This is a genomic window from Ensifer adhaerens (genome assembly GCF_001270265.1).
Taxonomy (GTDB): Bacteria; Pseudomonadota; Alphaproteobacteria; order Rhizobiales; family Rhizobiaceae; genus Ensifer; species Ensifer adhaerens_B.
The window spans coordinates 41,590-68,199 of the sequence record NZ_LGAP01000008.1 but is presented as its reverse complement, the minus strand read 5'-3'; the positions used below and the strand labels follow the sequence as shown (position 1 = coordinate 68,199).

17 protein-coding genes are annotated in these 26,610 nt (G+C 63.2%); 15 read left to right on the top strand and 2 right to left on the bottom strand.

What is annotated here, in order from left to right; translation table 11 throughout:
- Window positions 1-10: 10 nt before the first annotated feature.
- Entirely contained in the window at window positions 11-457 is a 447-nt protein-coding gene (locus AC244_RS14755) for a MarR family winged helix-turn-helix transcriptional regulator (RefSeq protein WP_053249584.1), read from the bottom strand.
- A gap of 61 nt (window positions 458-518) precedes the next feature.
- On the opposite strand from AC244_RS14755, the gene AC244_RS14750 reads away from it, so the two are divergent.
- From AC244_RS14750 to AC244_RS14735, 4 genes are all read left to right on the top strand, one after another.
- On the top strand, window positions 519-1,247 hold the full coding sequence (locus tag AC244_RS14750; RefSeq protein ID WP_053249583.1) for a DUF899 domain-containing protein: 729 nt from the start codon (window positions 519-521) through the stop codon (window positions 1,245-1,247).
- 169 nt (window positions 1,248-1,416) lie between these two features.
- A complete protein-coding gene (locus tag AC244_RS14745) occupies window positions 1,417-1,881 on the top strand; it encodes a DUF1579 domain-containing protein (protein WP_053249582.1) in 465 nt (154 codons plus the stop codon).
- 80 nt (window positions 1,882-1,961) lie between these two features.
- Entirely contained in the window at window positions 1,962-2,732 is a 771-nt protein-coding gene (locus AC244_RS14740; protein ID WP_053249581.1) for a VOC family protein, read from the top strand.
- A 284-nt stretch (window positions 2,733-3,016) separates the two neighbouring features.
- Entirely contained in the window at window positions 3,017-4,777 is a 1,761-nt protein-coding gene (locus AC244_RS14735; RefSeq protein WP_082366859.1) for a GGDEF domain-containing protein, read from the top strand.
- A gap of 28 nt (window positions 4,778-4,805) precedes the next feature.
- Here the strand turns inward: AC244_RS14735 and AC244_RS14730 are convergent, their stop codons facing one another.
- Complete coding sequence (locus tag AC244_RS14730; protein WP_053249579.1) at window positions 4,806-5,714, bottom strand: LysR family transcriptional regulator; 909 nt, start codon at window positions 5,712-5,714, stop codon at window positions 4,806-4,808.
- 111 nt (window positions 5,715-5,825) lie between these two features.
- Here AC244_RS14730 and AC244_RS14725 point away from each other — a divergent pair, with 111 nt between their 5' ends.
- The 11 genes from AC244_RS14725 to glgX all read left to right on the top strand — a co-directional run bounded on the left by AC244_RS14725 (window position 5,826) and on the right by glgX (window position 26,564).
- On the top strand, window positions 5,826-6,860 hold the full coding sequence (locus AC244_RS14725) for an aldo/keto reductase (protein ID WP_053249681.1): 1,035 nt from the start codon (window positions 5,826-5,828) through the stop codon (window positions 6,858-6,860).
- Between the two features lie 136 nt (window positions 6,861-6,996).
- Window positions 6,997-10,323, top strand: a complete 3,327-nt coding sequence (locus tag AC244_RS14720; protein ID WP_053249578.1) for a DUF2126 domain-containing protein — start codon at window positions 6,997-6,999, stop codon at window positions 10,321-10,323.
- On the top strand, window positions 10,324-12,732 hold the full coding sequence (locus AC244_RS14715; protein ID WP_053249577.1) for a circularly permuted type 2 ATP-grasp protein: 2,409 nt from the start codon (window positions 10,324-10,326) through the stop codon (window positions 12,730-12,732).
- Window positions 12,733-12,746: 14 nt separating this feature from the next.
- Window positions 12,747-13,625, top strand: coding sequence for a transglutaminase family protein (locus AC244_RS14710; RefSeq protein WP_053249576.1), 879 nt, complete (start codon window positions 12,747-12,749; stop codon window positions 13,623-13,625).
- 176 nt (window positions 13,626-13,801) lie between these two features.
- A complete protein-coding gene (locus AC244_RS14705; protein WP_082366858.1) occupies window positions 13,802-15,055 on the top strand; it encodes a TadE/TadG family type IV pilus assembly protein in 1,254 nt (417 codons plus the stop codon).
- 226 nt (window positions 15,056-15,281) lie between these two features.
- Window positions 15,282-17,747 (top strand): glycogen/starch/alpha-glucan phosphorylase, encoded by a 2,466-nt coding sequence (locus AC244_RS14700; protein WP_152975959.1) that lies wholly within the window; start codon window positions 15,282-15,284, stop codon window positions 17,745-17,747.
- Window positions 17,744-19,954, top strand: coding sequence for a 1,4-alpha-glucan branching protein GlgB (gene glgB / locus AC244_RS14695; RefSeq protein WP_053249574.1), 2,211 nt, complete (start codon window positions 17,744-17,746; stop codon window positions 19,952-19,954). The genes AC244_RS14700 and glgB overlap by 4 nt, the downstream gene beginning before the upstream one ends.
- 222 nt (window positions 19,955-20,176) lie before the next feature.
- Window positions 20,177-21,439, top strand: a complete 1,263-nt coding sequence (glgC, locus tag AC244_RS14690) for a glucose-1-phosphate adenylyltransferase (protein ID WP_053249573.1) — start codon at window positions 20,177-20,179, stop codon at window positions 21,437-21,439.
- An 11-nt stretch (window positions 21,440-21,450) separates the two neighbouring features.
- Complete coding sequence (gene glgA, locus AC244_RS14685) at window positions 21,451-22,893, top strand: glycogen synthase GlgA (RefSeq protein WP_053249572.1); 1,443 nt, start codon at window positions 21,451-21,453, stop codon at window positions 22,891-22,893.
- Between the two features lie 6 nt (window positions 22,894-22,899).
- Window positions 22,900-24,528 (top strand): alpha-D-glucose phosphate-specific phosphoglucomutase, encoded by a 1,629-nt coding sequence (locus tag AC244_RS14680; protein WP_053249571.1) that lies wholly within the window; start codon window positions 22,900-22,902, stop codon window positions 24,526-24,528.
- Window positions 24,529-24,599: 71 nt separating this feature from the next.
- A complete protein-coding gene (glgX, locus tag AC244_RS14675) occupies window positions 24,600-26,564 on the top strand; it encodes a glycogen debranching protein GlgX (RefSeq protein ID WP_053249570.1) in 1,965 nt (654 codons plus the stop codon).
- Window positions 26,565-26,610: the final 46 nt, after the last annotated feature.

Here is a 26,610-nt window from a genome sequence, read left to right as displayed (position 1 = left end):
TGACGCTTGGTCACGCAAACTGCAGGAGATCGGCGCGCAAGCGTTCTGGCCCGCCCTGGCCAAGCCTCTCGTCGACCATCTCGTGGGTCGCCTTCCAGATCGGGACCGCCCGCGCCAGCAGATGCTCTCCCTCCAGCGTCAACCGCAGCCGACGCGACCGCCGGTCCTCCTCGTCGGCGAAAATCTCGACAAGCCCGCGCCGCTCCAGCGGCTTCAGCGCCGCCGTCAACGTCGTGCGATCCATGGCAAGCAGCGACGCTACAGCGCGCATGTTCGGCGGTGCCGGGCGATTGAGCGACATCAGCAGGGAAAACTGCCCGTTGGTGATATCGAGCGGCCGCAAGGCCTCATCGAATTGGCGGGCGATCGCACGAGCGGCGCGCTGGACATGCAGGCACAGACAGGTGTCCTTCACGAACAATGTGGTCTCGAACGGAATCATGGGCGATTTTGACATAAGTGATTAATGTTGATATCAACGTAATTAGTCAAGTGCAACGTTGGAAGGAGGAACGGGCATGAGACAGGGTCATGCGGTCGTATCGCCACAGGAATGGCTGAAAGCGCGAAAAGCCCTTCTGGAACTGGAAAAAGAGCACACCCACCTCAGAGACAAGGTCAATGCGGCGCGCCTCGCCTTGCCCTGGGTGAAGATGGAAAAGTCCTACCTCTTCGACACGCCGAGCGGTCAGAAGTCCTTGGCCGAACTCTTCGACGGACGCAGCCAACTCGTCGTCTATCACTTCATGTTCGGCCCGACCTGGGAGGCCGGTTGCCCCGGTTGCTCGTTCCTCGCCGACCATTTCGGCGGCATGCTGCCGCACCTCAATCATCACGACGTCACGTTGATCGCCGCATCAAACGCCCCGCTTTCGAAGCTCGAAGCCTACAAGAAACGCATGGACTGGCATTTCCCCTGGGTCTCGGCCGAGGGCAACGGCTTCAACAGCGACTTTCACGTCGCTTTCACTCAGGCCGAACTCGCTGAGGGCAAGGTCGTCTACAACTTCACCGAGACGGAAAGCGCCAATGCGCATGAGGAGCTGCCGGGCCTCAGCGCCTTTCAGAAGGCCGACGATGGCACCGTCTACCACACCTATTCCACCTATGCCCGCGGGCTGGAGGAAATGGTCGGCACGCTGATGCTTCTCGACCGCGCGCCAAAGGGGCGAAACGAGGACGGCACGCAAGGGTTCGTCCGCCGCCACGACGAATACGACGATGTGCCTCGGCGCAAGGCCGGTTAAGCCTCCCGGCACCGCGCCCGGAACGGAACCTTTTTGCTCCGGGCGCGTTTCATCCCGCTCGTATCTCGGATCGATCCACTCGTATCTCTGGTCGACCCGGTCGTATCCCTGATCGACATGGTCGTATCTCTGATCGAATTTTGCGTACCCCCTGGGAGAGGAAGCTTCTGTGAAGGCAGAACCGGAAGAAGCGCATCGCTGGCTCGAACAATTGCTCGGCGATTGGCAGGTGCGCACATCGGGCGTACCGGAAACGGGCACCCCGTGGACGGAACATGTCCATAGCCTTCAGGGGCTTTGGGTGGTCTGCGAAGGTCAGGGCACCATGCCCGACGGCAAGTTCGGCCTGACCCTGATGACGCTCGGCTACAACCCCGAAACACGTCGCTTCATTGGAACCTGGGTCGGATCGATGATGACCCACATGTGGATCTATGACGGCGAACTCGAGCCCGACGGGCTGACGCTGTCACTCTACAGCGATGGGCCGGACTTCGATGTTCCAGGCAAACAGGCCAGGTATCGCGACGCAATAACCCTTGACGGCCAAGCTCGACGCCTGCTGACGACCCATGTCAGGACGGATGACGGGACCTGGAGGGAAATGATGACGGCGGAGTACACCCGCCTCTGACAGTGAATTTCAAACACATCACTCGGCCTCGCCGGCCTCGGTCGGCAGCGGCTTCCAACTTTGCAACCGGAGGACAGAAGATGGCAGGCCATCACGGCAAATTCGTCTGGTACGAACTGATGACGACGGACACCAAGGCGGCGGAAACCTTTTACAAGGACGTCGTCGGATGGGACGCCCGCGACGCCGGCATGCCCGACGTCAGCTACACCCTGTTTACCAAAGGCGACCAGCAGGTCGCGGGCCTGATGACCATGCCCGAAGGCGCGCTGGAGATGAGCGTGCCACCCGCCTGGCTCGGCTATATCGGCGTCGACGATGTCGATGCGGCGGCGGCGAAGGTTGCGGCCAAGGGCGGCAAGATCCACCGGGCGCCCGACGATATCCCCGGCATCGGCCGTTTCGCCATCGCCACCGACCCGCATGGAGCAGTTTTCGCCCTGTTCACCGGCACCGGCGAGCCGCCGCCCCCTGTCGACCCGATGACGCCGGGGCAGATCGGCTGGCATGAGCTGATGTCCGGCGACCTCGACGCGGCCTTCCCCTTCTATGCCGACCTCTTCGGCTGGACCAAGGATCACGACATGGATATGGGCGAGATGGGCACCTATCGGATCTTTGCCATCGAAGGTGCCCAGTCCGGCGGCATGATGACCAAGCCGAAGGATATCCCGTCACCCTATTGGCTTTACTACATCAACGTCGCAGCGCTCGACACGGCTATAGAGCGCATCAAGTCCGGCGGTGGCAAGATCGTCCTTGAGCCCATGGAAGTGCCGGGTGGAGCCTGGATCATCCAGGCGCTCGACCCGCAAGGTGCCCTCTTCGCCCTTGTCGGCCAGAGAGGCTGAGCGCAATCGAAACGGACCTGCCTGGCGTCCATCGATGGGCTCCAGGCAGGCCGAACCGCCCCCGTCCGCCATGCCCTCGCAATTGCGCGTGGCGTGCGCAGTACGCATCCCTCAGTTGCGGTTTTACCCATGGTATTTTAGGGTATTTCAGGGATATTTAACACCTTATGCGATAGTCCAGCGGCATGCAGCACTGATCGCGGAAAGCATTCCTTCTCCGCGGCAAGAAATTGTCGCGACTCCGGCACGATGACCGGTAGAATTGGTGGACCAACTTCGCGCAAATGACCAAGCACACCCATAATGAGCGACAGGGCAGCGAGAGTGGTCGCGACATTCGCTCCGCCAAGATGCTGCGCCGCAAACTGCAGTGGCTTGTTGCCATCGTGGTGGCCTGTACGGGCGTGCTTGCCACCGAAATCATCGCCGCCTCCTATACCGACTTCGTCATTGCCCGCCGCAACCTCACGGAAGTGATCGCGTTCTGCCGTGTGTTGAACACGGCAACCTATCTCTCGGCCGAGCGCGGGCCGTCGAATGGGGTGATGGGCATCGGAGTGGCTCCGGGCTCTCCGGTTCAGGGGCGCCTTGCCGAATTCCGGGCGCGCAGCGACGCAGCACTCGCCGAGATCGTGGCCGGCGCGACCGATGGCAGCCGGTCGGAGCCGGCGGCGGCACTCTCGCCCATCCTGGCCGAAGTCCAGCGCCGCCTTCAGAGCGCCCGCGCCGAGATCGATCGCATCGCCGCCATGCCGCCGGAACAGCGCGACCTCAAGGAAATCCAGAGGGCGATCGAAGGCATGTTCGCGGTGATCGACGCGATGCGCCCTGCATTCGACTGGAACATCCAGCGCCTGACGAACACCGATCCTGATCTGGCGGGCATCGCCATCGCCGCCCATATGCTCGCCAATCTGCGCGAAGACGGTGGCCGCCTTGCATCTCAGCTTATGGCTCCGGTCGCAGTCGGAAGACCATTGCAGGCCAAGAATATTGCCGACAGCGAGCGAACGCGCGGCCGCCTGCAGGAAATCTGGTCCGTCGTCGGCAAGCCGGGCGCGCTGCCGGGGTTGAAGCCGAAGAACATCGCTGATATCGCCGCGATCGAGCACCAGTTCTTCGGCGAAGGTTTTGCGATCGTCGACAGCGTCGTGTCAGTCGGCAGGCATACCGGGCACTACCCGATGACGGCCGAGCAATTTACCGACCGCTACGTTCCGAAAATGAAGCCGCTCGAGATCCTTCGCCGCGACTTCATGGATGTAACGGTGGAGAGGCTCGCCAGCAGCAAGACGCAGGCGTCGGTAAAACTGGCGATCGCCACCACCGCAACCTTCGCCCTGTTCATCGTCCTTCTCATCCTCATGCGCCGCGCGCGATCGATGGTCTTCGAACCGCTGCTGCTTGCGCGCCACAGCATCATCGAACTTGCCAATGACCGCCCGATCGCGCGATTGAGCGGCAAGGGTGGCGAAGGCGAAATGGGACGGCTCTTCGATGCGATCGACGTGCTGCGACAGCGGCTCGACGAACGCACGCTGCTGATGCAGCACCTCGAACGCCAGGCCGAAACCGACGAGCTGACGGGGCTGCTCAATCGTCGTGCGCTGGAACTGATCGGCGGCGCCGAGGATGCGGCAGGTAGCGACAAGAACGCCTGCCTGATCCTCATGGATATCGACCACTTCAAACAGATCAATGACACCCACGGCCATCTCGTCGGCGACATCGTGCTGAAGGAAACCGCCCGTATCCTTCGCTACTCCGTGCGCTCGTCCGATCTGGTCGCGCGTTTTGGCGGCGAGGAATTCGCCGTCATCACGCCGGGCGACGATCTCGAGGCAGCCCGCGCCCTTGCCGAGCGCATCCGGTCCAACCTTGCGCGTGCGCCGATCACCTTTGCCGACGGCCGGGAACTGAACGTCACCGCAAGCTTCGGCGTCGCCGGCGCCAATGCCAATCCGGGCTGGAAAGGCCTGATCGAAAGCGCCGATACCGAGCTTTATCGCGCGAAATCGGCAGGGCGAAATCGCGTCTGCGGCTAACCCGACAGCTGAACGCCTCGTCTCGTCATCAGCCGGACAGCCGTGCCCGCGTCGCCAGAAAATCGAGCATCACCCTGACGCGCGACGGCAGCGCGCCGCCCTGGCCCTGAAACACGGCGTGAAACGTCTCGCGATCTCCCGGATTGAGATGTTCGACAAGCGGCACCAGCCGGCCGGCATCGATGTCGTCTCGGACCGTGAAGGTCGCCATCCGCGCCAGCCCGGCGCCTTCAAGCGCCAGTCGACGCAACCCCTCCCCGTCGCTCACCCGCACCTTTTCACTCGGCGGCACCAATATTGTTTCGCTATTGGACAACAGCGGCCAGCCGTCGACGGCCCTGGTATAGCTGAGGCTCAGGCGGTTGTGCGCCATCAGCTCGTCAAGGCTGTCGGGTTTGCCGCAACGCGCTAGGTAAGACGGCGCCCCGACGATGGTCATCGACGTGCTGCCGAGTTTGCGCGCAATCAGCCGAGAGGCCTTGAGCGGACCCCCGCGGATCGCGATGTCGACGCGCTCCGCCATCAGGTCGACGACAGCATCGGTCTGGATGATGTCGACCGAAAGCTCCGGGTATGCGCTCAGAAATTCCGGCAGCAGCGGCATCAATACATGGGTGGCAAAGGAGGCGCTGGCATTGAGGCGAACACGGCCCGCCGGCACGTCGCCGGCAGCCGCCTCTCTTTCCGCGTCGTCAATATCGGCGAGAATGCGGGCAGCCCGCTCGTGAAAGGCACAACCCTCCGGCGTCAATTGCAATTGCCGCGTCGATCGGTTGATCAACCGAACGCCGAGCCTGTCTTCCAGTCGCTGCACCAGCTTGCTCACAGCCGATGGCGTCATGCAGCATTCGCGTGCCGCCGCCGAGAAGCCGCCAAGTTCGACAGCCCTGACGAAGACGGCCATTTCGCCGGAGCGGTTGATCGAGTGTCGCGACATGTGACTTCAACTCACAAATGATGTTCCTGCAAATGGTCTACCTCTCAAATCACGGAGACACCACCTTACTCTTGCCAATTCAGGCATGACCCGCAACGAGGAGTTCGAATGATGGAATACAGACGGCTTGGATCGTCCGGATTGAAGGTTCCGGCGCTGAGTTTCGGCGCCGGCACGTTCGGCGGCAAAGGCCCGCTTTTCAGCGCCTGGGGCAACAGCGACGATGCCGAGGCACGCCGTCTCGTCGACATCTGCATCGAGGCCGGTGTCAATCTGTTCGATACGGCAGACGTCTATTCGGATGGCGCCTCCGAAGAGGTGCTGGGTGCGGCAATCAAGGGACGGCGCAACGACGTGTTGATCTCCACCAAGATGTCGTTGCCGATGGGTGATGGTCCGAACGACGCCGGCTCCTCACGCTCGCGCCTGATCAAGGGGGTCGAGGATGCCCTGCGCCGGCTCGGCACCGACTATATCGACCTGATGCAATTGCACGCCTTCGATGCCGGCACGTCGGTCGAAGAGGTGCTTTCGACGCTCGACACCTTGGTGCGCGCCGGCAAGCTGCGCTACGTCGGCGTTTCCAATTTCGCCGGATGGCAGCTGATGAAGTCGCTCGCTGCCGCTGAAAAGCACGGCTATCCGCGCTACGTCGCCCATCAGGTCTATTATTCGCTGGTCGGGCGCGACTACGAATGGGAGCTGATGCCGCTTGGCCTCGACCAGGGCGTCGGCGCGCTTGTCTGGAGCCCGCTCGGCTGGGGGCGCCTGACCGGCAAGATCAGACGCGGCCAGCCCTGGCCCGAAGGAAGCCGCCTGCACGACACGGCCTCCTTCGGCCCGCCGGTCGATGACGACAAGCTCTACGATATTGTCGATGTGCTCGACGCGCTGGCAGGAGAGACCGGCAAGACCATCCCGCAGATCGCCATCAACTGGCTGCTGCAGCGCCCGACCGTATCGAGCGTTATCATCGGCGCCCGCAACGAACAGCAGCTGCGGCAGAACCTGGGTGCTGTCGGCTGGTCGCTGACCGCCGAACAGACGGCACGGCTCGACAGGGCCAGCCAGAAGACCGCCGCCTACCCCCACTTCCCCTATCACCTCCAGGAAGGCTTCGCGCGCCTGAACCCTCCGGCGGTGTGATCGTCTACGTCTGCCGATCGACGCGCCGGAGAAATCCGGCGCTGTCTTTCGCGCTTGCTTTCTCTCTTCGCATTGCACAAACTTCCCGGGAATGGGGGCGTAATAACGACCTGCCATCAAGGGGACAAAATCCGGTATGTCGATCAAGGCCAGCATCTACCACCTGACCCATTATACCTATGACCGCCCGATCAGGCTTTCACCGCAGATCATCCGATTGAAACCGGCGGCCCATTCCAAGACCAAGGTCATCAGCCACTCGCTGAAAGTTTCGCCGGCCAACCACTTCGTCAATCTGCAGCAGGATCCCTACGGCAACTACCTCGCCCGCTATGTGTTCCCGGAACCGGTCACCGAACTGAAGATCGAAGTCGATCTCGTCGCCGACATGACCGTCTACAACCCCTTCGACTTCTTCATCGAAGAAGAATCCGAGCATTGGCCCTTCGCCTACCCTGAGGACCTGATCGACGACCTGAAGATCTACATGACGCCGGAGCCGATGGGGCCGGCGCTGTCCGCGTTCGTGGCGACCGTCGACCGCTCTCGACAGCGGACCATCGACATGGTTGTCGGCCTCAATGCCCGGCTCCAGCAGGAAGTCGGCTACGTCATCCGCATGGAACCCGGCGTCCAACTGCCTGAGGAGACGCTCACCTCTGCCAGGGGCTCGTGCCGCGATTCGAGCTGGCTGTTCGTGCAGATCCTGCGCAATCTGGGCTTTGCCGCCCGCTTCGTCTCCGGTTACCTCATCCAGTTGGCGCCCGATCTCAAGGCGCTCGACGGCCCATCCGGCACCGAACACGACTTTACCGATCTGCATGCCTGGGCCGAGGTCTACCTGCCAGGCGCCGGCTGGGTCGGCCTTGACCCGACCTCCGGCCTCCTGACCGGCGAAAGCCATATTCCGCTCGCCGCCACGCCGCATTACCGCAACGCCGCTCCGATCTCCGGCGGCTTCTTCGGCGATCCCGAAACCCGCACCGACTTCGCCTTCGACATGAAGGTCTCGCGCGTCGCCGAGCATCCGCGCATCACCAAGCCGTTTTCCGACGAAAGCTGGCAGGCGCTGAACGCGCTCGGCGATCATGTCGACCGGGTGCTGTCCGAAAACGATGTGCGCCTGACGATGGGTGGCGAGCCGACCTTCGTATCGATCGACGATTTCGAATCCGACGAATGGAACACGGAGGCCGTGGGACCGACCAAGCGCGAGAAGGCGGATATCCTCATCCGCCGGCTGCGCGAACGCTTCGCGCCCGGCGGGTTCCTGCACTACGGCCAGGGCAAATGGTATCCGGGCGAAAGCCTGCCGCGCTGGACCTTTTCGCTCTACTGGCGCAAGGACGGCGTGCCGATCTGGCGACAGGCCGATCTGATCGCCGAGGAGAACGGGCGGCATGATGTGACGGCAGAGGACGCCGAACGCCTGCTGCATGTCGTGGCAAGCGAGTTGAGCGTGCCGGCCGAGATGGTCGTGCCGGCCTTCGAAGATCCCGCCGACTGGTTGCTCAAGGAAGCAAACCTTCCCGACAACGTCGATCCCGCCAACTCCAAGCTGAAGGACCCCGAGGAGCGCAGCCGCATGGCCCGCGTGTTCGAGCGCGGCCTGACGGCACCGACCGGCTACGTGCTGCCGGTGCAGGCCTGGAATGCGCGCGCCACCGGCGTGCGATGGATGAGCGAGAAATGGCAGACGCGCCGCGGCCGCATCTTCCTCGTCCCAGGCGACAGCCCCGTCGGCTATCGCCTGCCGCTCGGCGCCCTGCCCTATGTCGCGCCGTCCGCCTATCCCTATATCCATCCGGTCGACCCGACCGTCCCGCGCAACGATCTGCCTGATTTCGCCGAAACCAGCGCCCGCCCGCAGCATTCGCGCTTCCAGGCATCGCAAGTGCCGGAAACCCCGCAGCCGCAGCCACGTGACGAAATCGCCGGGCTGGTGCGCACGGCCATCAGCGTCGAGCCGCGCGACGGCAGGCTCTGCGTCTTCATGCCGCCGACGACAAGCATCGAGGAATATCTCGACCTGATCGCGTCGACCGAACGCGCCGCGGCAGCGCTCGGCCTGCCGGTCCACATCGAGGGCTACGCGCCGCCGCACGACGAGCGCATCAATGTCATCCGCGTTGCGCCCGATCCAGGTGTCATCGAGGTCAACATCCATCCCGCGGCCAACTGGCGAGATTGCGTCGATATCACCACGGCGATCTATGAAGAGGCGCGCCAAAGCCGGCTCGGCGCCGACAAGTTCATGATCGACGGTCGCCACACCGGCACCGGCGGCGGCAATCACGTCGTCGTCGGTGGCGCCAATCCCAACGACAGCCCGTTCCTGCGCCGGCCGGACCTGTTGAAGAGCATCGTCCTCTATTGGCAGCGCCATCCGTCGCTCTCCTACCTGTTTTCCGGCCTCTTCATCGGGCCGACCAGCCAGGCCCCGCGGATCGACGAGGCCCGGCACGATCAGCTCTACGAACTGGAAATCGCGCTTGCGCAGGTGCCGCTGCCCGGCTCCGCAACGCCGCCGCCACTGCCCTGGCTGGTCGACCGGCTGTTCCGCAACTTGCTCGTCGACGTCACCGGCAACACCCATCGCGCCGAAATCTGCATCGACAAGCTGTTTTCGCCGGACGGACCGACCGGCCGCCTCGGCCTGGTCGAATTCCGCGGCTTCGAGATGCCGCCCAACGCCCGCATGTCGCTTGCCCAGCAACTGCTTGTGCGCGCGCTCATCGCCCGTTTCTGGAAACACCCGCTCGACGGCCGCTTCGTGCGCTGGGGCACCGCACTGCATGACCGCTTCATGCTGCCGCACCATGTCTGGCAGGATTTCCTCGAAGTGCTTGCCGATCTGCGCGCCCACGGGTTCGATCTGCGGCCGGAATGGTTCGAAGCCCAGCTCGAGTTCCGCTTCCCGTTCTGCGGAGAGGTTGAGTACGAGGGCGGCAAGCTGGAAATCCGTCAGGCGCTGGAGCCTTGGCATGTCATGGGCGAACAGGGAGCGATCGGCGGCACCGTTCGCTATGTCGATTCCTCCGTCGAGCGGCTGCAGGTCAAGCTCGACACCCCAAATCCCGAGCGTTACACGGTCACCTGCAACGGCCGGCCCCTCCCTCTTGCCAAGAGTGGCGCCAACGGCAGCGCCGTTGCCGGCGTTCGCTACAAGGCCTGGCAACCGGCCGCTGGCCTTCACCCGGTTTTGCCCGTGAACACTCCCCTTACATTCGATATCTATGATACATGGTCGAATCGGGCGATTGGCGGATGCGTCTACCATGTCGCCCATCCGGGCGGACGCAGTTACGAGACATTTCCGGTCAACGGCAACGAGGCAGAAGCGCGGCGACTGGCGCGGTTCGAGCCCTGGGGCCACACCCCGGGAGGCTACCTGCTTCATCCGGAAAGCCCGTCGATGGAATTTCCGATGACGCTTGATCTCAGGCGTCCGCCAGGAGCGTAAATGGCGAAGAAGCACACAGCAGCGGCAGACCGGCTGGGCATCAATGACGATCCGGTCTTCGGCTACCGTGCACTCCCCGGCATTGCCGACGAGATGCTCGACGCGCATGGCAATGTGCGCCCCGTCTGGCAGCGGCTGCTTTCGACGCTCGGCCGTCTCGACGAAACGGATCTGGCCAATCGCTTCGCGCGCGCCGACCGCTACCTGCGCGACGCCGGCGTCTTCTACCGGGTCTATGGCGGCAAGGACAGCTCGGAGAGAAGCTGGCCGCTGTCACATATTCCGGTCCTGATCGACGAGCACGAATGGGCGACGGTTTCGCAAGGCCTCATCCAGCGCGCAGAACTTCTCGAGAAGGTGGTCGCCGACGTCTACGGCGAAAATCGCCTCGTGCGCGAAGGCCTGCTGCCACCGGCACTGATCGCCTCCAACCCAGAATTTCTCCGGCCGCTCGTCGGCGTCAAGCCGGCCGATGGCCACTTCCTGCAGTTCATCTCCTTCGAGATCGGGCGTGGGCCTGACGGCAACTGGTGGGTCCTCTCCGATCGCACGGAGGCGCCGTCCGGTGCCGGCTTCGCGCTGGAAAACCGGGTCGCCACCACCCGCGCCTTCTCCAATCTCTACGCCGAAACGCATGTGCATCGCCTGGCCGGCTTCTTCGGCGCCTTCCGCGACACGCTGCAGGCGCGCAAGCTGCATCCGGACGACCGCATCGCCGTGCTCTCGCCCGGCATCGCCAACGAGACCTATTTCGAGCATGCCTATATCGCCCGCTATCTCGGCTTCATGCTGCTGGAAGGCGAAGACCTGACGGTCATCGGCGGCCGGGTGATGGTACGCACAGTTGCCGGCCTGAAACCGGTCGGCGTGCTGTGGCGGCGCCTAGACGCCGCCTTCGCCGATCCGCTGGAGTTGAACCAGTCCTCGCAGATCGGCACGCCCGGCATCGTCGAGGCTCTGAGAACCGGGTCCGTCGCAATCGTCAACGCCCTCGGTTCCGGTATCGTCGAGACGCGCGCCTTCCTCGCGTTCATGCCGGCCATCTGCCGGCATCTGCTTGGCGAGGAACAGAAGCTGCCGTCGATCGCCACCTGGTGGTGCGGCCAGACATCCGAGCGCGCGCAGGTCGCCGCCAATATCGAGCGCATGGTCATCGGCCCGGCCAATGCGACGCGCCCCTTCTTCGACGACAACGGCCAATCTGTGCTCGGGGCGTCGCTGGCCGAAAAGGACAAGGCATCGATCTCCGATTGGCTCGATGCCGAGGGCGGAAAACTTGTCGGCCAGGAGGCGGTCACGCTGTCGACCACGCCGGCCTGGGTACGCGGCCGCCTGACGCCGCGACCGATGAGCTTGCGGGTCTTCGCCGCCCGCACCCGCGACGGCTGGCAGATCATGCCCGGCGGCTTTGCCCGCATCGGCTCCGGCGACGATGTTGCCGCCATCGCCATGCAGGCGGGCGGCACGGCGGCTGATGTCTGGATTGTCAGCGACCGGCCGGTCGAACGCACCACCCTGCTCCCGGCCGAGGAAAGCTTCACCCGCAACATGCCGGGAAGCCTGCCGAGCCGGGCTGCCGACAACCTGTTCTGGCTCGGCCGTTACATCGAGCGGTCGGAAGGGGCATTGCGCATCCTGCGGGCCTGGCACGGCCGGTTTGCCGAGACCGCCGACCCGAGCCTGCCGCTGCTCCAGGACGTCACCGACTATCTGGCAGCCCTCGATATCGACACCCGCCAGGCGGTACCCGACAGCCTGCTCGCCAATATTTCAAGCGCGCTGTTCAGCGCCGGCAATATCCGCGATCGCTTCTCGCCGGACGGCTGGCTGGCGCTCAACGACCTGTCGCAGACGGCCCGCAAGTTTCATGCGACCGTGCAGTCGGGCGACGATGCCACCCGCGCCATGACCGTGCTTCTGCGCAAGCTCGCGGGTTTTGCCGGTCTCGTGCACGAGAACATGTACCGCTTCACCGGCTGGCGCTTTCTCTCGATCGGCCGCTATATAGAGCGTGGCCTGCACATGACGCGGTTGCTTGGCCATATGTCCGGCCCGGATGCGCCTGACGGCGCCTACGACATGCTGCTGGAGATCGGCGACAGCGTCATGACCCATCGCCGGCGCTACAACGTCAACACGGCAGCGCTGACCGTGACCGACCTGCTGGCGCTCGATCCACTCAACCCGCGCTCGGTGCTCTACCAGCTGAACGAAATCAAGAACGAGGTGGAGCTTCTGCCCAACGCCTATGTCAACGGCCAGATGTCGCCCTTCTACCGCGAGACCATGCGCCTGCATTCCGGTCTTGCCGTCATGACGCCGGAGGCGATGAACCTCGGCGTCTACAACAGGCTGGAGCGGGATCTGGAACAGCTCTCCAATATTCTCGCCAACACCTATCTCGGCTGATCGGCAGGACGCACATGCTCTATGATGTCAGCCTCAAGATCACCTACGGCTACGAAGTGCCGGTCTCCGGCGGGCGCCATCTGGTGCGCGTCATGCCGGCGACGCTGCCCGGCCGGCAGCGGCTCGTCGCCGGCTCGCTCAGTTGTCACCCGATGCCGGCGGAACGCTCCGAAAGCGTCGATTTCTTCGCCAATCCCTTCACCGCGATCCTGTTTCGCTCCGCGCATGACGACCTTGTGATCCGCATGCAGGCGCGCGTGCAGGTGGAGCCGTTGCCGCTGACCGCCGACTTTTCGGCCGATCTGTCGCGCTTGCCGTCGGAGCTGGCCGCCTGCTGGTCCGTCGATCCGGAAGCACCGCATCATTTCGTCGGCCCGAGCCCGCTATTGGCAGAGGTGCAGGAGATCGCGGCTTACGCGCGAGCCTTGGTCACGCCCGGAATGACGATCCGCCAGATCGCCACGGCGATCTGCGCACGCATTCACGGGGACTTCGTCTACGACAGCGAGGCGACGACGGTGAACACCACACCGGGAGAGGCGTTCCAGCTCAAGCGCGGCGTCTGCCAGGATTTCACCCATGTGATGATCGTGGCGCTCAGAAGCCTCGGCATCCCCGCCGGGTATGTTAGTGGATTCTTAAGAACAATCCCCCCCGCCGGCAAGGAGCGCCTGGAAGGGGCCGACGCCATGCACGCCTGGGTTCGCATCTGGTGCGGCACTACCGCGGGTTGGCTTGAACTCGACCCGACCAACAATATCCCGGCCGGAACGGACCATATCGTCGTCGGTCACGGCCGCGACTACGGCGACGTCGCACCTGTCATCGGCGTGCTGAAGAGCTACGGCGGGCAGAAGACCGAACAGGCCGTCGACGTCATTCCGGTCACCTGACCCGATTTGAGACATGGCATTCCCGTTTTCAAACACCACAGCGTCGCCGGAACCCGCTGTAAGCACTGGTTTTCCTGCATTCCGCTAAAATTGAATCGATCACCTGCACGATATCGTAAGTCATCGCCGCTAATGTCGCCCTCAAGTTTGCAACGTGTTCCTTGGGGTGTGCAGAGATGGGAAAACGATCCACGATCAACCGGTCCTTCATGGCGATGCTGAAGGACCGTGGCGGCAATTTCGGCATGATGGCGGCCTTGGCAACGCCATTGATCCTTGCCGCCGGTGGCGTCGCCATCGACCTGGCGAACATGGTGACCATGAAGAACCAGATGCAGGATGCCGCCGACGCGGCGGCTCTTGCGGCAGCATCCGCGCTGGCCGCCAAGACGCCGGAGACGCCGGAGAAAGCCAAGGAGATCGCCTTGAACTTCCTGAAGGCCCAGTCGGCCGGCAGCGCTAGTGAAGGTTGGGGCGAATCCGGCGGCACCGGCGACGCGGCATTCAAGTCAGCATCGGCAGACCTGGCATCGGACGACGCGCCTCCTGCCGACGAAGCGACCGTCGACATCATCGAGGGCAGCAACGGCGCAACCGGAAAGACCTTCAAGGTCTCGATCGTCAACAAGCATACGATCGAGTTCAACGCGATGACGCGACTGCTCGGCCAGAAATGGACTCAGCTCGAAACCCGAGCCACCGCAGAAAGCGCAACCGAAACCAAGAACGCGCTATCGATGTATCTTGTGCTCGACCGTTCCGGTTCGATGGCCTGGAAGACCAACACGAAAAACACAGCCAAAAGCTCGTGCCCCAACTATACCGAATCAAACTGGGGCAAGTACCCTAATCTGGCAGCGACCAGCCCCTGCTACGTCACCAAGATCGATGCATTGAAGGCTGCCGTAAAGGATTTGCTTGCGCAGTTGAAGACCGCTGACCCGAAGGACCTCTATGTCCGCACGGCAGCCGTTTCCTATAACTCGGCGCAGGATACGGCCGGCAATCTCGATTGGGGCACGACGGGAACCGCGACCTATGTCAACGCGCTGGTTGCAACCGGCGGCACGGCATCTGGCAACGCCTTCAAGACGGCATACAACAAGGTTACTGCCGCGGCCGAGAATACCGCGCACAAGGCCAAGAACGGTCAGGTCCCGACAAAGTACATCGTGTTCATGACCGACGGCGACAACAACAACACGAGCGACGACACAACGACGCTGACGTGGTGCGATACGGCGCGCAAGAACAACGTTCAGGTCTATACCGTCGCCTTCATGGCACCCGATCGCGGCAAGGCATTGCTCAAGTCCTGCGCGACCACCACCGCCAACTACTTCCAGGCGGAAGAAGCTGCCGACCTGATCGCGGCCTTCAAGGCGATCGGCGAGAAGGCTTCGGCCATGGCAACCCGCCTGACAAAGTAACCCAAAAAGGCGCGCGCCAATATGCCGCCCGGTCCAGCCGGGCGGCATTTTTCGTTTTCGCGACCACCCAAGCCGCATCTCTGCGTCGGGCAATCCCTTCTATTCAGGCAATTCTAATCCTTTTAAAAAGAGCTGTTGCAAGCGCTTCGGATCGATGCATAAATTGCCCCATCCCCGGTCGGTTCCGGCCTGCGACCTCCCAACGCAAAAGGGTAAGACAGTTCTGATGATGAACAAGATTTCCGCCAACGAGCTGCCGCAGCCCGCACTTCGTTCTTCCGAACCCGACCAGCTTGCAGTCGAAATCCTCGAGCGCTTGAAGTACCGCATCGGCAAGGATCCGAAGGTCGCGAAGCCGCACGACTGGCTGACCGCCGCTATCCTCGTGGTGCGCGACCGCATCACTGACAAGTGGATGGATTCGACCCGCCAGACCTACGCGACCGGTGCCAAGCGCGTCTATTATCTCTCACTCGAATTCCTCATCGGCCGGCTGATGCGCGACGCCATGACCAATATCGGCCTGATGGAGGAGATGCGCGATGCGCTCGCCTCGCTCGGGGTCGATATCGACGTCATCGCTCTGCTTGAGCCCGACGCAGCACTCGGCAACGGCGGCCTCGGCCTTCTTGCTGCCTGTTTCATGGAATCGATGGCGACCGTCGATGTGCCCGCCTATGGCTACGGCATCCGCTACATGCACGGCCTGTTCCGCCAGCAGATGGCCGATGGCTGGCAGGTGGAACTGCCGGAGACCTGGCTTGCCCATGGCACCCCCTGGGAGTTCGAGCGGCGCGAAAGCTCCTATGAGATCGGTTTTGGCGGGGTCGTCGAAACCGCCAATGTCGACGAAGAGATCCAGCGCTTCGTCTGGAAGCCGGCCGAGCGCGTGATTGCCACCGCCTTCGATACGCCGGCCGTCGGCTGGCGCGCCAAGCGTGTCAATACGCTCCGGCTCTGGACGGCACAGCCGATCGACCCGATCCTGCTCGATGCCTTCAACGCCGGCGACCATATCGGCGCACTGCGCGAAAGCAACAAGGCGGAGAGCCTGACGCGCGTGCTCTATCCCGCCGACGCGACGCCGGCCGGCCAGGAGCTTCGTCTGCGCCAGGAATTTTTCTTCTCGTCCGCCTCGCTGCAGGACATCCTGCGCCGGCACCTGCAGCAATATCCTGATTTCACCTCGCTGCCCGATGCCGTCGCGATCCAGCTCAACGACACCCACCCCGCGGTCTCGGTCGCCGAGCTGGTGCGCCTGCTCACCGATCTGCACGGCCTCGATTTCGAGCAGGCCTGGGATATCACCCGCAGAACCATTTCCTACACCAACCATACGCTGCTGCCGGAAGCGCTCGAAAGCTGGCCCGTGCCGCTGTTCGAACGCCTGCTGCCGCGCCACATGCAGATCGTCTATGCGATCAACGCCAAGATCCTGATCGAGGCACGCAAGCAGAAGGGCGCTACCGACGAGGAAGTCCGCAGCATCTCACTGATCGACGAAAGCGGCGACCGCCGGGTGCGCATGGGCAATCTTGCTTTCGTCGGCTCTCACTCGATCAACGGCGTGTCGGCGCTGCACACCGAGCTGATGAAGGAAACGGTGTTTGCCGACCTGCACCGGCTCTACCCCGATCGCATCAACAACAAGACCAACGGCATCACCCCGCGCCGCTGGCTGATGCAGTGCAATCCCGGCCTGTTCAGCCTGATCCGGGAGGCGATCGGCGACGAATTCATGGACAACACCGAGGCGCTGCAGGCACTCGATGCTTTCGCCGACAAGCCGGATTTCCAGGAGCATTTTGCCGCGGTCAAGCGCGCCAACAAGGTGAAGCTGGCGCAGCTCGTTCAAAGCCGCCTCGGCATCAGGCTCGACCCGTCGGCAATGTTCGACATCCAGATCAAGCGCATCCACGAGTACAAGCGCCAGCTCCTGAACATCATCGAGGCGGTGGCGCTTTACGACCAGATCCGTTCGCACCCCGAACTCGACTGGGTGCCACGCGTCAAGCTGTTCGCGGGCAAGGCGGCGCCGAGCTACCACAACGCCAAGCTGATCATCAAACTGGCAAACGACGTCGCTCGCGTGGTCAACAACGACCCGGCCGTCCGCGGTCTCTTGAAGATCGTCTTCGTCCCCAACTACAACGTCTCGCTGGCCGAGATCATGGTCCCCGCTGCCGATCTGTCCGAGCAGATCTCGACGGCCGGCATGGAGGCCTCCGGCACCGGCAACATGAAGTTCGCGCTGAACGGCGCACTGACGATCGGCACGCTTGACGGCGCCAATGTCGAGATGCGCGACTGGGTCGGCGAGGAGAACATCAAGATCTTCGGCCTGACGGCCGAGGAAGTCACCAATGCCCGTGCCGAAGGCCACAATCCGCGCGCCATCATCGAGGGATCGCGCGAGCTGTCGCAGGCGTTGCAGGCGATCGCTTCGGGTGTGTTTTCGCCCGATGACCGCAACCGTTTCACCAGCCTCGTCGATGGTCTCTACAATCACGACTGGTTCATGGTGGCGGCCGACTTCGAAGCCTACGCCAAGGCGCAGCGCGAGATCGACCAACTGTGGACGACGCCGTCCGCCTGGTATTCGCAGGCCGTGCGCAACACCGCGCGCATGGGCTGGTTCTCGTCCGATCGCACCATCCGGCAATATGCCGGGGAAATTTGGAGAGCCGGATGACCCCTTCGGCCGGCAAGGACCCGGAACCCGCAGCCGCAGCCCTGCTGTCAACGCCGGCCATTGCGGCCATCCTCTCGGGTACGCACGACGATCCCTTTGCCGTTCTCGGCGTGCATCCAGCCGGGAAAGGTTACGTCGCCCGCTGCTTCGTGCCGGATGCCGTCAACGTGGTTGCGGAAACGCTGGCGGGCAAGGAACTCGGAGCCCTCGAGCGGCGCGACGACGCCGGTTTCTTCGAGGGGCCGGTCTCGCTGCGCAAGATGCAGCCGGTGCGCTATCGCGCCCGCAACGACGGCGGCGAGTGGGTCGTCGTCGATCCCTACAGTTTCGGGCCCGTGCTCGGGCCGATGGACGATTACTACATCCGCGAGGGCTCGCATCTCCGGCTGTTCGACAAGATGGGCGCCCATCCGGTCGACCACGAAGGCGCCCAAGGCTACCATTTCGCCGTCTGGGCTCCGAACGCGCGGCGCGTCTCCGTCGTCGGCCAGTTCAATGACTGGGACGGGCGTCGCCATGTCATGCGCCTTCGCACCGACACCGGCATCCGGGAGATCTTCCCCCCCGGGGGTGGGGGGGCCCTTGCCTACAAATACAAACCCCCCGACCGCCAGGGCACGCTGCTGCCGCTGAAGGCAGACCCGTTCGCCCGCCGCTCGGAGCTTCGGCCCAACACCGCCTCGGTGACGACGCCTGAGATCGCGCAGGTGTGGGAAGACGAGGCGCATCGCGCCCACTGGGCATCGGCCGACGCCCGCCGCCAGCCGATCTCGATCTACGAGGTGCATGCCGGGTCGTGGCAGCGCCGCGACAACGGCGACATGCTGTCCTGGGACGAGCTTGCCGACCGCCTGATCCCCTATTGCGTCGACATGGGCTTCACCCATATCGAATTCCTGCCGATCTCCGAATTCCCCTACGACCCCTCCTGGGGCTACCAGACGACGGGCCTCTATGCGCCGACGGCACGCTTCGGCGAACCGGAAGGGTTCGCGCGTTTCGTCAACGGCTGCCACAAGGTTGGCCTCGGCGTCATCCTCGACTGGGTCCCGGCGCATTTCCCGACCGACGAGCACGGATTGCGCTGGTTCGACGGCACGGCACTCTATGAACACGAGGATCCGCGCCAGGGATTCCATCCCGACTGGAACACGGCGATCTACAATTTCGGTCGCCAGGAAGTGCTGTCCTTCCTCGTCAACAACGCGCTCTATTGGGCGGAGAAGTTCCATGTCGACGGGTTGCGCGTCGACGCCGTCGCGTCGATGCTCTATCTCGACTATTCGCGCAAACACGGCGAATGGGTGCCGAACGAATACGGCGGCAACGAGAATCTGGAGGCGGTCCGCTTCCTTCAGACGATGAACACCGAAATCTACGGGGTCCACAAGGGCATCCTGACGATCGCCGAGGAATCGACGTCCTGGCCCAAGGTTTCCCACCCGGTCCATGCCGGCGGCCTTGGCTTCGGCTTCAAGTGGAACATGGGCTTCATGCACGACACGCTGCAGTACATGTCGCGCGAGCCCATCCACCGCCGCCACCACCACAATGACCTGACGTTCGGTCTGCTCTACGCCTTCAGCGAAAACTTCGTGCTGCCGCTGTCTCACGACGAGGTCGTGCACGGCAAGGGTTCGCTGATCGCCAAGATGACCGGCGACGACTGGCAGAAGTTCGCCAACCTGCGCGCCTACTACGGCTTCATGTGGGGCTATCCCGGCAAGAAGCTCTTGTTCATGGGACAGGAGTTTGCGCAGTGGCGCGAATGGTCGGAGGAGCGCGCCCTCGACTGGAACCTGCTGGAATATCACCTGCACGAGGGCATGCGGCGGCTGGTGCGCGATCTCAACGGCACCTATCGTTCGAAGCCGGCGCTGCATGCGCGCGACTGCGAGGGCGATGGCTTCGAATGGCTGCTCGCCGACGACCGGGACAATTCGGTCTTTGCCTGGCTGCGCAAGGCGCCGGGTGAAAAGCTCGTCGCCGTCATCACCAATTTCACGCCCGTCTATCGGGAAAACTACACGATCCCGCTTCCGGTTGCGGGTCGTTGGAAGGAAATCTTGAACACCGACGCGGAAATCTATGGAGGGAGCGGCAAGGGCAACGGCGGCGCCGTTCAGGCACAAAAGGATCAGACAGGAGCAATAACAGCCACCATCACCTTGCCGCCCTTGGCAACGTTGATGCTGGAGCAGGATTAGAGCATTTCCAGGAAAAGTGCGAAGCAGTTTTCCGTCAGGAAATGCGTAAAAACAAAGAGATAGAGCGTTTCTTCGACTCCGTTTAAATCGGAAACGCTAGCATGTTCCGGCCTGACGGGATGAACCGGGGGGCGGGAGCGCAAGAAGAAATTTCGAGGGCCGCAAGGCGTCGCAGAAAGTCGCCGTGACGATCCCGAAGGACAATGATTTTGGGGAGGACAAATGGTGGAAAAGCGTACGCAACCTCTGGCCCGTGATGCCATGGCCTATGTTCTCGCAGGCGGCCGCGGCAGCCGCCTGAAGGAATTGACCGACCGACGGGCAAAGCCGGCCGTCTATTTCGGCGGCAAGGCCCGCATCATCGACTTCGCACTCTCGAACGCCTTGAACTCCGGTATCCGCCGCATCGGCGTCGCCACGCAGTACAAGGCCCATTCGCTGATCCGCCACCTGCAGCGCGGCTGGAACTTCTTCCGCCCCGAACGAAACGAAAGCTTCGACATTCTGCCGGCAAGCCAGCGCGTCTCCGAAACGCAATGGTATGAAGGCACCGCCGACGCGGTCTACCAGAATATCGACATCATCGAGGATCACGGCGTCGAATATATGGTCATCCTGGCGGGCGACCACATCTACAAGATGGACTACGAATTGATGCTGCAGCAGCACGTCGATTCCGGCGCCGACGTCACCATCGGCTGCCTCGAAGTGCCACGCATGGAAGCAACCGGCTTCGGCGTCATGCATGTCGATGACAAGGACCGCATCATCGCCTTCGTCGAAAAACCGGCCGACCCGCCGGGCATTCCCGGCAATCCCGAGATGGCCCTTGCCTCGATGGGCATCTATGTCTTCCACACCAAATTCCTGATGGATCTGTTGCGGCGCGACGCGGCCGATCCGAAATCGAGCCGCGACTTCGGCAAGGACATCATCCCCTATATCGTCGAGAACGGTAAGGCGGTTGCCCATCGCTTCAACCGGTCCTGCGTGCGCTCGGATTTCGAACGCGAGGCCTATTGGCGCGACGTCGGCACGATCGATGCCTATTGGCAGGCGAATATCGATCTGACCCATGTGACGCCAGAGCTCGACATCTACGACAGCACTTGGCCGATCTGGACCTTCGCCGAGATCAAGCCGCCGGCCAAATTCGTGCATGACGACGAGAACCGTCGCGGCTCGGCCACCTCCTCGCTCGTATCGGGCGACTGCATCATCTCAGGCGCTGCGCTCAATCGCAGCCTGCTTTTCACCGGTGTCAGAGTAAATTCGTATTCCCGACTGGAAAATGCCGTCATCCTGCCCGATGTGAAGATCGGTCGCCACGCGCTGCTCAGCAATGTGGTGATCGACAGTCGCGTGGTCATTCCGGAGGGCCTCGTCGTCGGCGAAGACCCGGAGCTGGATGCGAAGCGCTTCCGCCGTTCGGAAAACGGCGTTTGCCTGATCACCCAAACGATGATCGACAAGCTGGGAATTTAGGTCCGCCCCTGATGAACATCCTCTCCGTTGCGTCAGAAGTGTATCCGCTGGTCAAGACCGGGGGGCTTGCCGACGTCGTCGGCGCCCTGCCGGCAGCACTGTCGCCGCACGGTATCCGTACCCGCACCTTGGTGCCCGGCTATCCCGCGGTGCTGCAGAAGCTGAAGAAGAAAAAGAAGGTCGGCAGCTTTGCCGACCTGTTCGGAAGCCCGGCCTCGGTTCTCGCAGCCGATGTCGACGGGCTCGATCTGCTGGTGCTCGATCTGCCTGTTCTCTACGAGCGCGACGGCGGCCCCTATGTCGACGCCACCGGCCGCGACTATGTCGACAACTTCCGCCGCTTCGCGGCCCTGTCTCTGGCCGCGGCCGAAATCGCCGCCGGCGATGTCGTGTCCGGCTGGAAGCCCGATATCGTTCATGTGCACGACTGGCAGACGGCGCTGACGCCGGTCTATATGCGTTTCGGCCGCGCCGCCTCGACGCCGACGGTGATGACGATCCACAACATCGCCTTCCAGGGGCAGTTCGGGCCGGAGGTCTTCGCCGAGCTGGCACTTCCGCCCGAAGCCTTCTCGATGCAGTTCGTCGAATATTACGGCGATGTCGGCTTCCTCAAAGGCGGCCTTCAGACGGCAAGCGCGATCACCACCGTCAGCCCGTCCTATGCGCAGGAGATCCTGACGCCGGAATTCGGCATGGGCCTCGAGGGCCTGCTCAAAAGCAGGCTTTCCGACCTCGTCGGCATCGTCAACGGCATCGACGCCGACGTCTGGAATCCGGCGAGCGACCCGCTGATCGCCCAGCATTTCAGCGCGACGACATTGAAGCAGCGCGCCGCCAACCGGCGCGCGCTCGAAGAGCGTTTCGGGCTGGAACAGGGCAATGGCCCGATCTTCTGCGTCATCAGCCGGCTGACCTGGCAGAAGGGCATGGATCTGCTTGCCGAAGTCACCGACGAGATCGTGGCGATGGGCGGCAAGCTCATCGTTCTCGGCTCCGGCGACACGGCGCTCGAAGGCGCGCTTCTCGCCGCCGCCTCGCGCCATCGCGGCCATGTCGGCATGGTCACCGGCTACAACGAACCGCTGTCGCACCTGATGCAGGCCGGATCGGACGCGATCCTCATTCCGTCGCGCTTCGAGCCCTGCGGGCTGACCCAGCTCTATGGCCTGCGCTACGGCTGCGTGCCAGTGGTCGCGCGCACCGGCGGCCTTGCCGACACCATCATCGACGCGAACGAAGCCGGGCTGTCTGCCAAGGTGGCGACCGGCTTCCAGTTCACGCCGGTCAACGCCGACGGGTTGCGTCTTGCGATCAGGCGCGTCTTCCGTGCATACAACGAACCGAAAGTCTGGGCGCGTCTGCAGACCCAGGGCATGAAATCGGACGTTTCCTGGGCCAGAAGTGCCGAGCGCTACGTCTCTCTATATTCCGGTCTTCTCGGGAAAGGCTAAGTCAGAATGATAAGAACAGTCACCACCACACCCTATGGCGACCAGAAGCCCGGCACGTCGGGCCTGCGCAAGAAGGTTCCGGTGTTCCAGCAGAAGAACTACGCCGAGAACTTCATCCAGTCGATCTTCGACGCGCTGGAAGGCTTTGCCGGCCAGACCCTGGTGATCGGCGGCGATGGCCGCTTCTACAACCGCGAAGTCATCCAGATCGCCATCAAGATGGCCGCCGCCAACGGCTTCGGCCGCGTGCTCGTCGGCCGCGGCGGCATTCTGTCGACGCCCGCCGCCTCCAACGTCATCCGCAAATACGAGGCCTTCGGCGGCATCGTGCTCTCGGCCAGCCACAATCCCGGTGGCCCGACCGAGGACTTCGGCATCAAGTACAATATCGGCAATGGCGGCCCGGCACCGGAGAAGGTCACCGACGCGATCTATGCCCGCAGCCAGGTGATCGACACCTACAAGATTTCCAATGTCGCCGACGTCAATCTCGATGCCGAAGGCTCGCAGCAGATCGACGGCATGACCGTTACGGTCATCGACCCGGTGTCAGATTATGCCGAACTGATGGAAAGCCTGTTCGACTTCGCCGCCATCCGCAAGCTGCTCTCGGGCGGCTTCCGCGTCGTCTTCGATGCGATGAGCGCCGTCACCGGGCCTTACGCCAAGGAGATCATCGAGAAGCGTCTGGGCGCGCCGAAGGGCTCGGTCATGAACTTCATCCCGCTGCCGGATTTCGGCGGCCATCATCCCGACCCGAACCTCGTGCACGCCCGCGCGCTCTACGAGACGATGATGGCGCCCGACGCGCCCGATTTCGGCGCCGCCTCCGACGGTGACGGCGACCGCAACCTCGTCATCGGCCGCGGCATCTTCATTACCCCGTCCGACAGCCTGGCGATGCTGGCGGCCAATGCGCATCTGGCGCCGGGCTACGCCAAGGGGCTTGCCGGCATCGCCCGTTCGATGCCAACAAGCGGTGCGGCCGACCGGGTCGCCGAGAAGCTCGGCATCGGCATTTATGAGACGCCGACCGGCTGGAAGTTTTTCGGCAATCTGCTCGATGAGGGTATGGCGACGATCTGCGGCGAGGAAAGTGCGGGCACCGGCTCCAACCACGTGCGCGAAAAGGACGGTCTCTGGGCAGTCCTGCTGTGGCTCAACATCCTTGCCGTGCGCAAGGAAAGCGCGCTCGACATCGCCCGCAAGCACTGGGCAACCTACGGCCGCAACTACTATTCGCGCCACGACTACGAAGAAGTGGATTCCGATGCCGCCAACGGCCTGGTGGCAGCACTTCGCGACCAGCTCGCGACCCTGCCCGGGAAATCTTTCGGCGCGCTCAAGGTCGCGACCGCCGACGACTTCTCCTACCACGATCCGGTCGACCATTCCGTCAGCAAGAACCAGGGTATCCGCATCCTGTTCGAAGGCGGATCGCGCGTCGTTTTCCGCCTGTCCGGCACCGGCACCTCGGGTGCGACGCTGCGCGTCTATATCGAGCGCTTCGAGCCGGATCAGGCCCGCCACGATATCGACACCCAGGAGGCGCTCGCCGACCTGATCACTGTTGCCGACGAGATCGCCGGCATCAAGACCCGCACCGGCCGCACCGAGCCGAGCGTGATCACCTGACGGAGCCGGAGCGCCTCATCGGGGGCGCTCGAAGACCTGACACTGCAAGAAAACCGAGGGGTGCCTGATTGATGCCGACCGCCGGACTGCCACCCCTCGGCGCCACGTTAACCCCGGAAGGCACGCGCTTTGCCGTCTGGTCGCGCAATGCCGCACGCATCGACCTCTGCCTGTTCGACCAGGCGGGCGCCAAGGCCTTGCGCCAGCTGCCGATGGTACGCGACGGCGACGTGCACAGCCTGGTGGTTGCCGATGCGCCGAAGGGAACCCGTTACGGTTTTCGCGCCGATGGCGTCTATTCGCCCGATCACGGCCTCTGGTTCGATCCGTCGAAACTGCTCGTCGATCCCTACGCCATCGAACTCGACCGGCCGTTCCGGCACGATCCGAGGTTGACCATCTTCGGCGAGGACACCGCCGATCTCGTGCCGAAGGCGATCGTCACCGACGTCAAGACGGCCAAGCCGAAGCCGCCGATCTTTAGAGCGGGCGGTCTCATCTACGAGATCGCGGTCAAACCTTTCACCATGCTGCATCAAGGTATTCCGGAGGCAAAACGCGGCACGGTCGCAGCGCTCGCCGAGCCTGTCGTCATCGATCATCTGCAGCGCCTTGGCGTTTCCGCCGTCGAACTGATGCCGATCGTCGCCTGGATCGACGAGCGTCACCTGCCGCCGCTCGGGCTCAACAATGGCTGGGGTTACAATCCGATCACCCCCATGGCACTTGATCCGCGGCTTGTGCCCGGCGGGATTAGCGAATTGCGCCAGACAGTCGAGGCGCTGCGCAAGGCGGGCATCGGCGTCATCCTCGATCTGGTCTTCAACCATTCCGGCGAAAGCGATCGGCTCGGCACGACGCTGTCGATGCGGGGACTCGACAACCTCGCCTATTACCGTCACGTCACCGAGAGGCCGGGCGACCTCATCAACGACACCGGCTGCGGCAACACGATCGCCTGCGACCATCCTGTCGTCCAGACGCTGATCTTCGACAGCCTGCGCCACTTCGTACAGGCGGCCGGCGTCGACGGTTTCCGCTTCGACCTTGCCTCGATCCTCGGCCGTGACATGGGCGGTTTCCATCGCGACGCGCCCCTGTTTGAGGCGATCCATGCCGATCCGGTCCTTGCCGATCGCGTGCTGATCGCCGAGCCCTGGGATGTCGGCCCCGGCGGCTACCAACTCGGCAATTTTCCCGCTCCATTTCTCGAATGGAACGACCGGGCACGCGACGACGTCAGGCTCTACTGGCGCGGCGACCGGCATGTGATCGGTGCGCTTGCGACCGCTCTTGCGGGCTCTTCCGATACGTTCTCCCGCTGGGGCGACGCCGGTACCCGAACGGTCAACTTCATCGCCGCCCATGACGGCTTTACCCTTGCCGACATCGTTGCCTATGCCGGCAAGCACAACGAAGCGAACGGCGAGGAAAACCGCGACGGCCACAACGAAAACCACTCGTGGAACAACGGCGCCGAGGGCGCGACGGCCGATCCCGAGATTACGGCCGCGCGCCGGCATGATGTCATGGCCTTGCTCGGCACGCTGTTTGCCTCCCGCGGCACGATCATGCTGACCGCCGGTGACGAGGGTGGGCGCACGCAACGCGGCAACAACAATGCCTATTGCCAGGATAATGACACCACCTGGATCGACTGGAGCGCGATGGACGAGGCGCTGGTCGCCCATGCGGCAGCGCTTTCAGCGCTGAGAAAGCGCTTCGGCGTCTTCGGCGAGACTGCCTTCTTCACCGGCAAGGGTGATGTCGAATGGCTGCGCCTCGATGGCCGCCCGATGGCGGTGGTGGATTGGGAACATCCGGCAACGGACAACCTGATGATGGTGCTTGCCACCCGAGACGGCAAGAAAAAGCGGCCGACGCGGCTTGCCGTCGTCGTCAATCGCAGCCACGCGCCGCACCCGATCCATCTGCCCGAAAGCCTCGACGGCCGCTGGCAGGATGCGCTTTTCGATAAGCCCCCGCCGACCTTCGTGCCTGCCCGCTCCGTTTCCTTCTTCGTCGAAAATTTCTGAACTATTCCGACCACTTGCTAGAACTCACCCGACCGTCCTATAGATT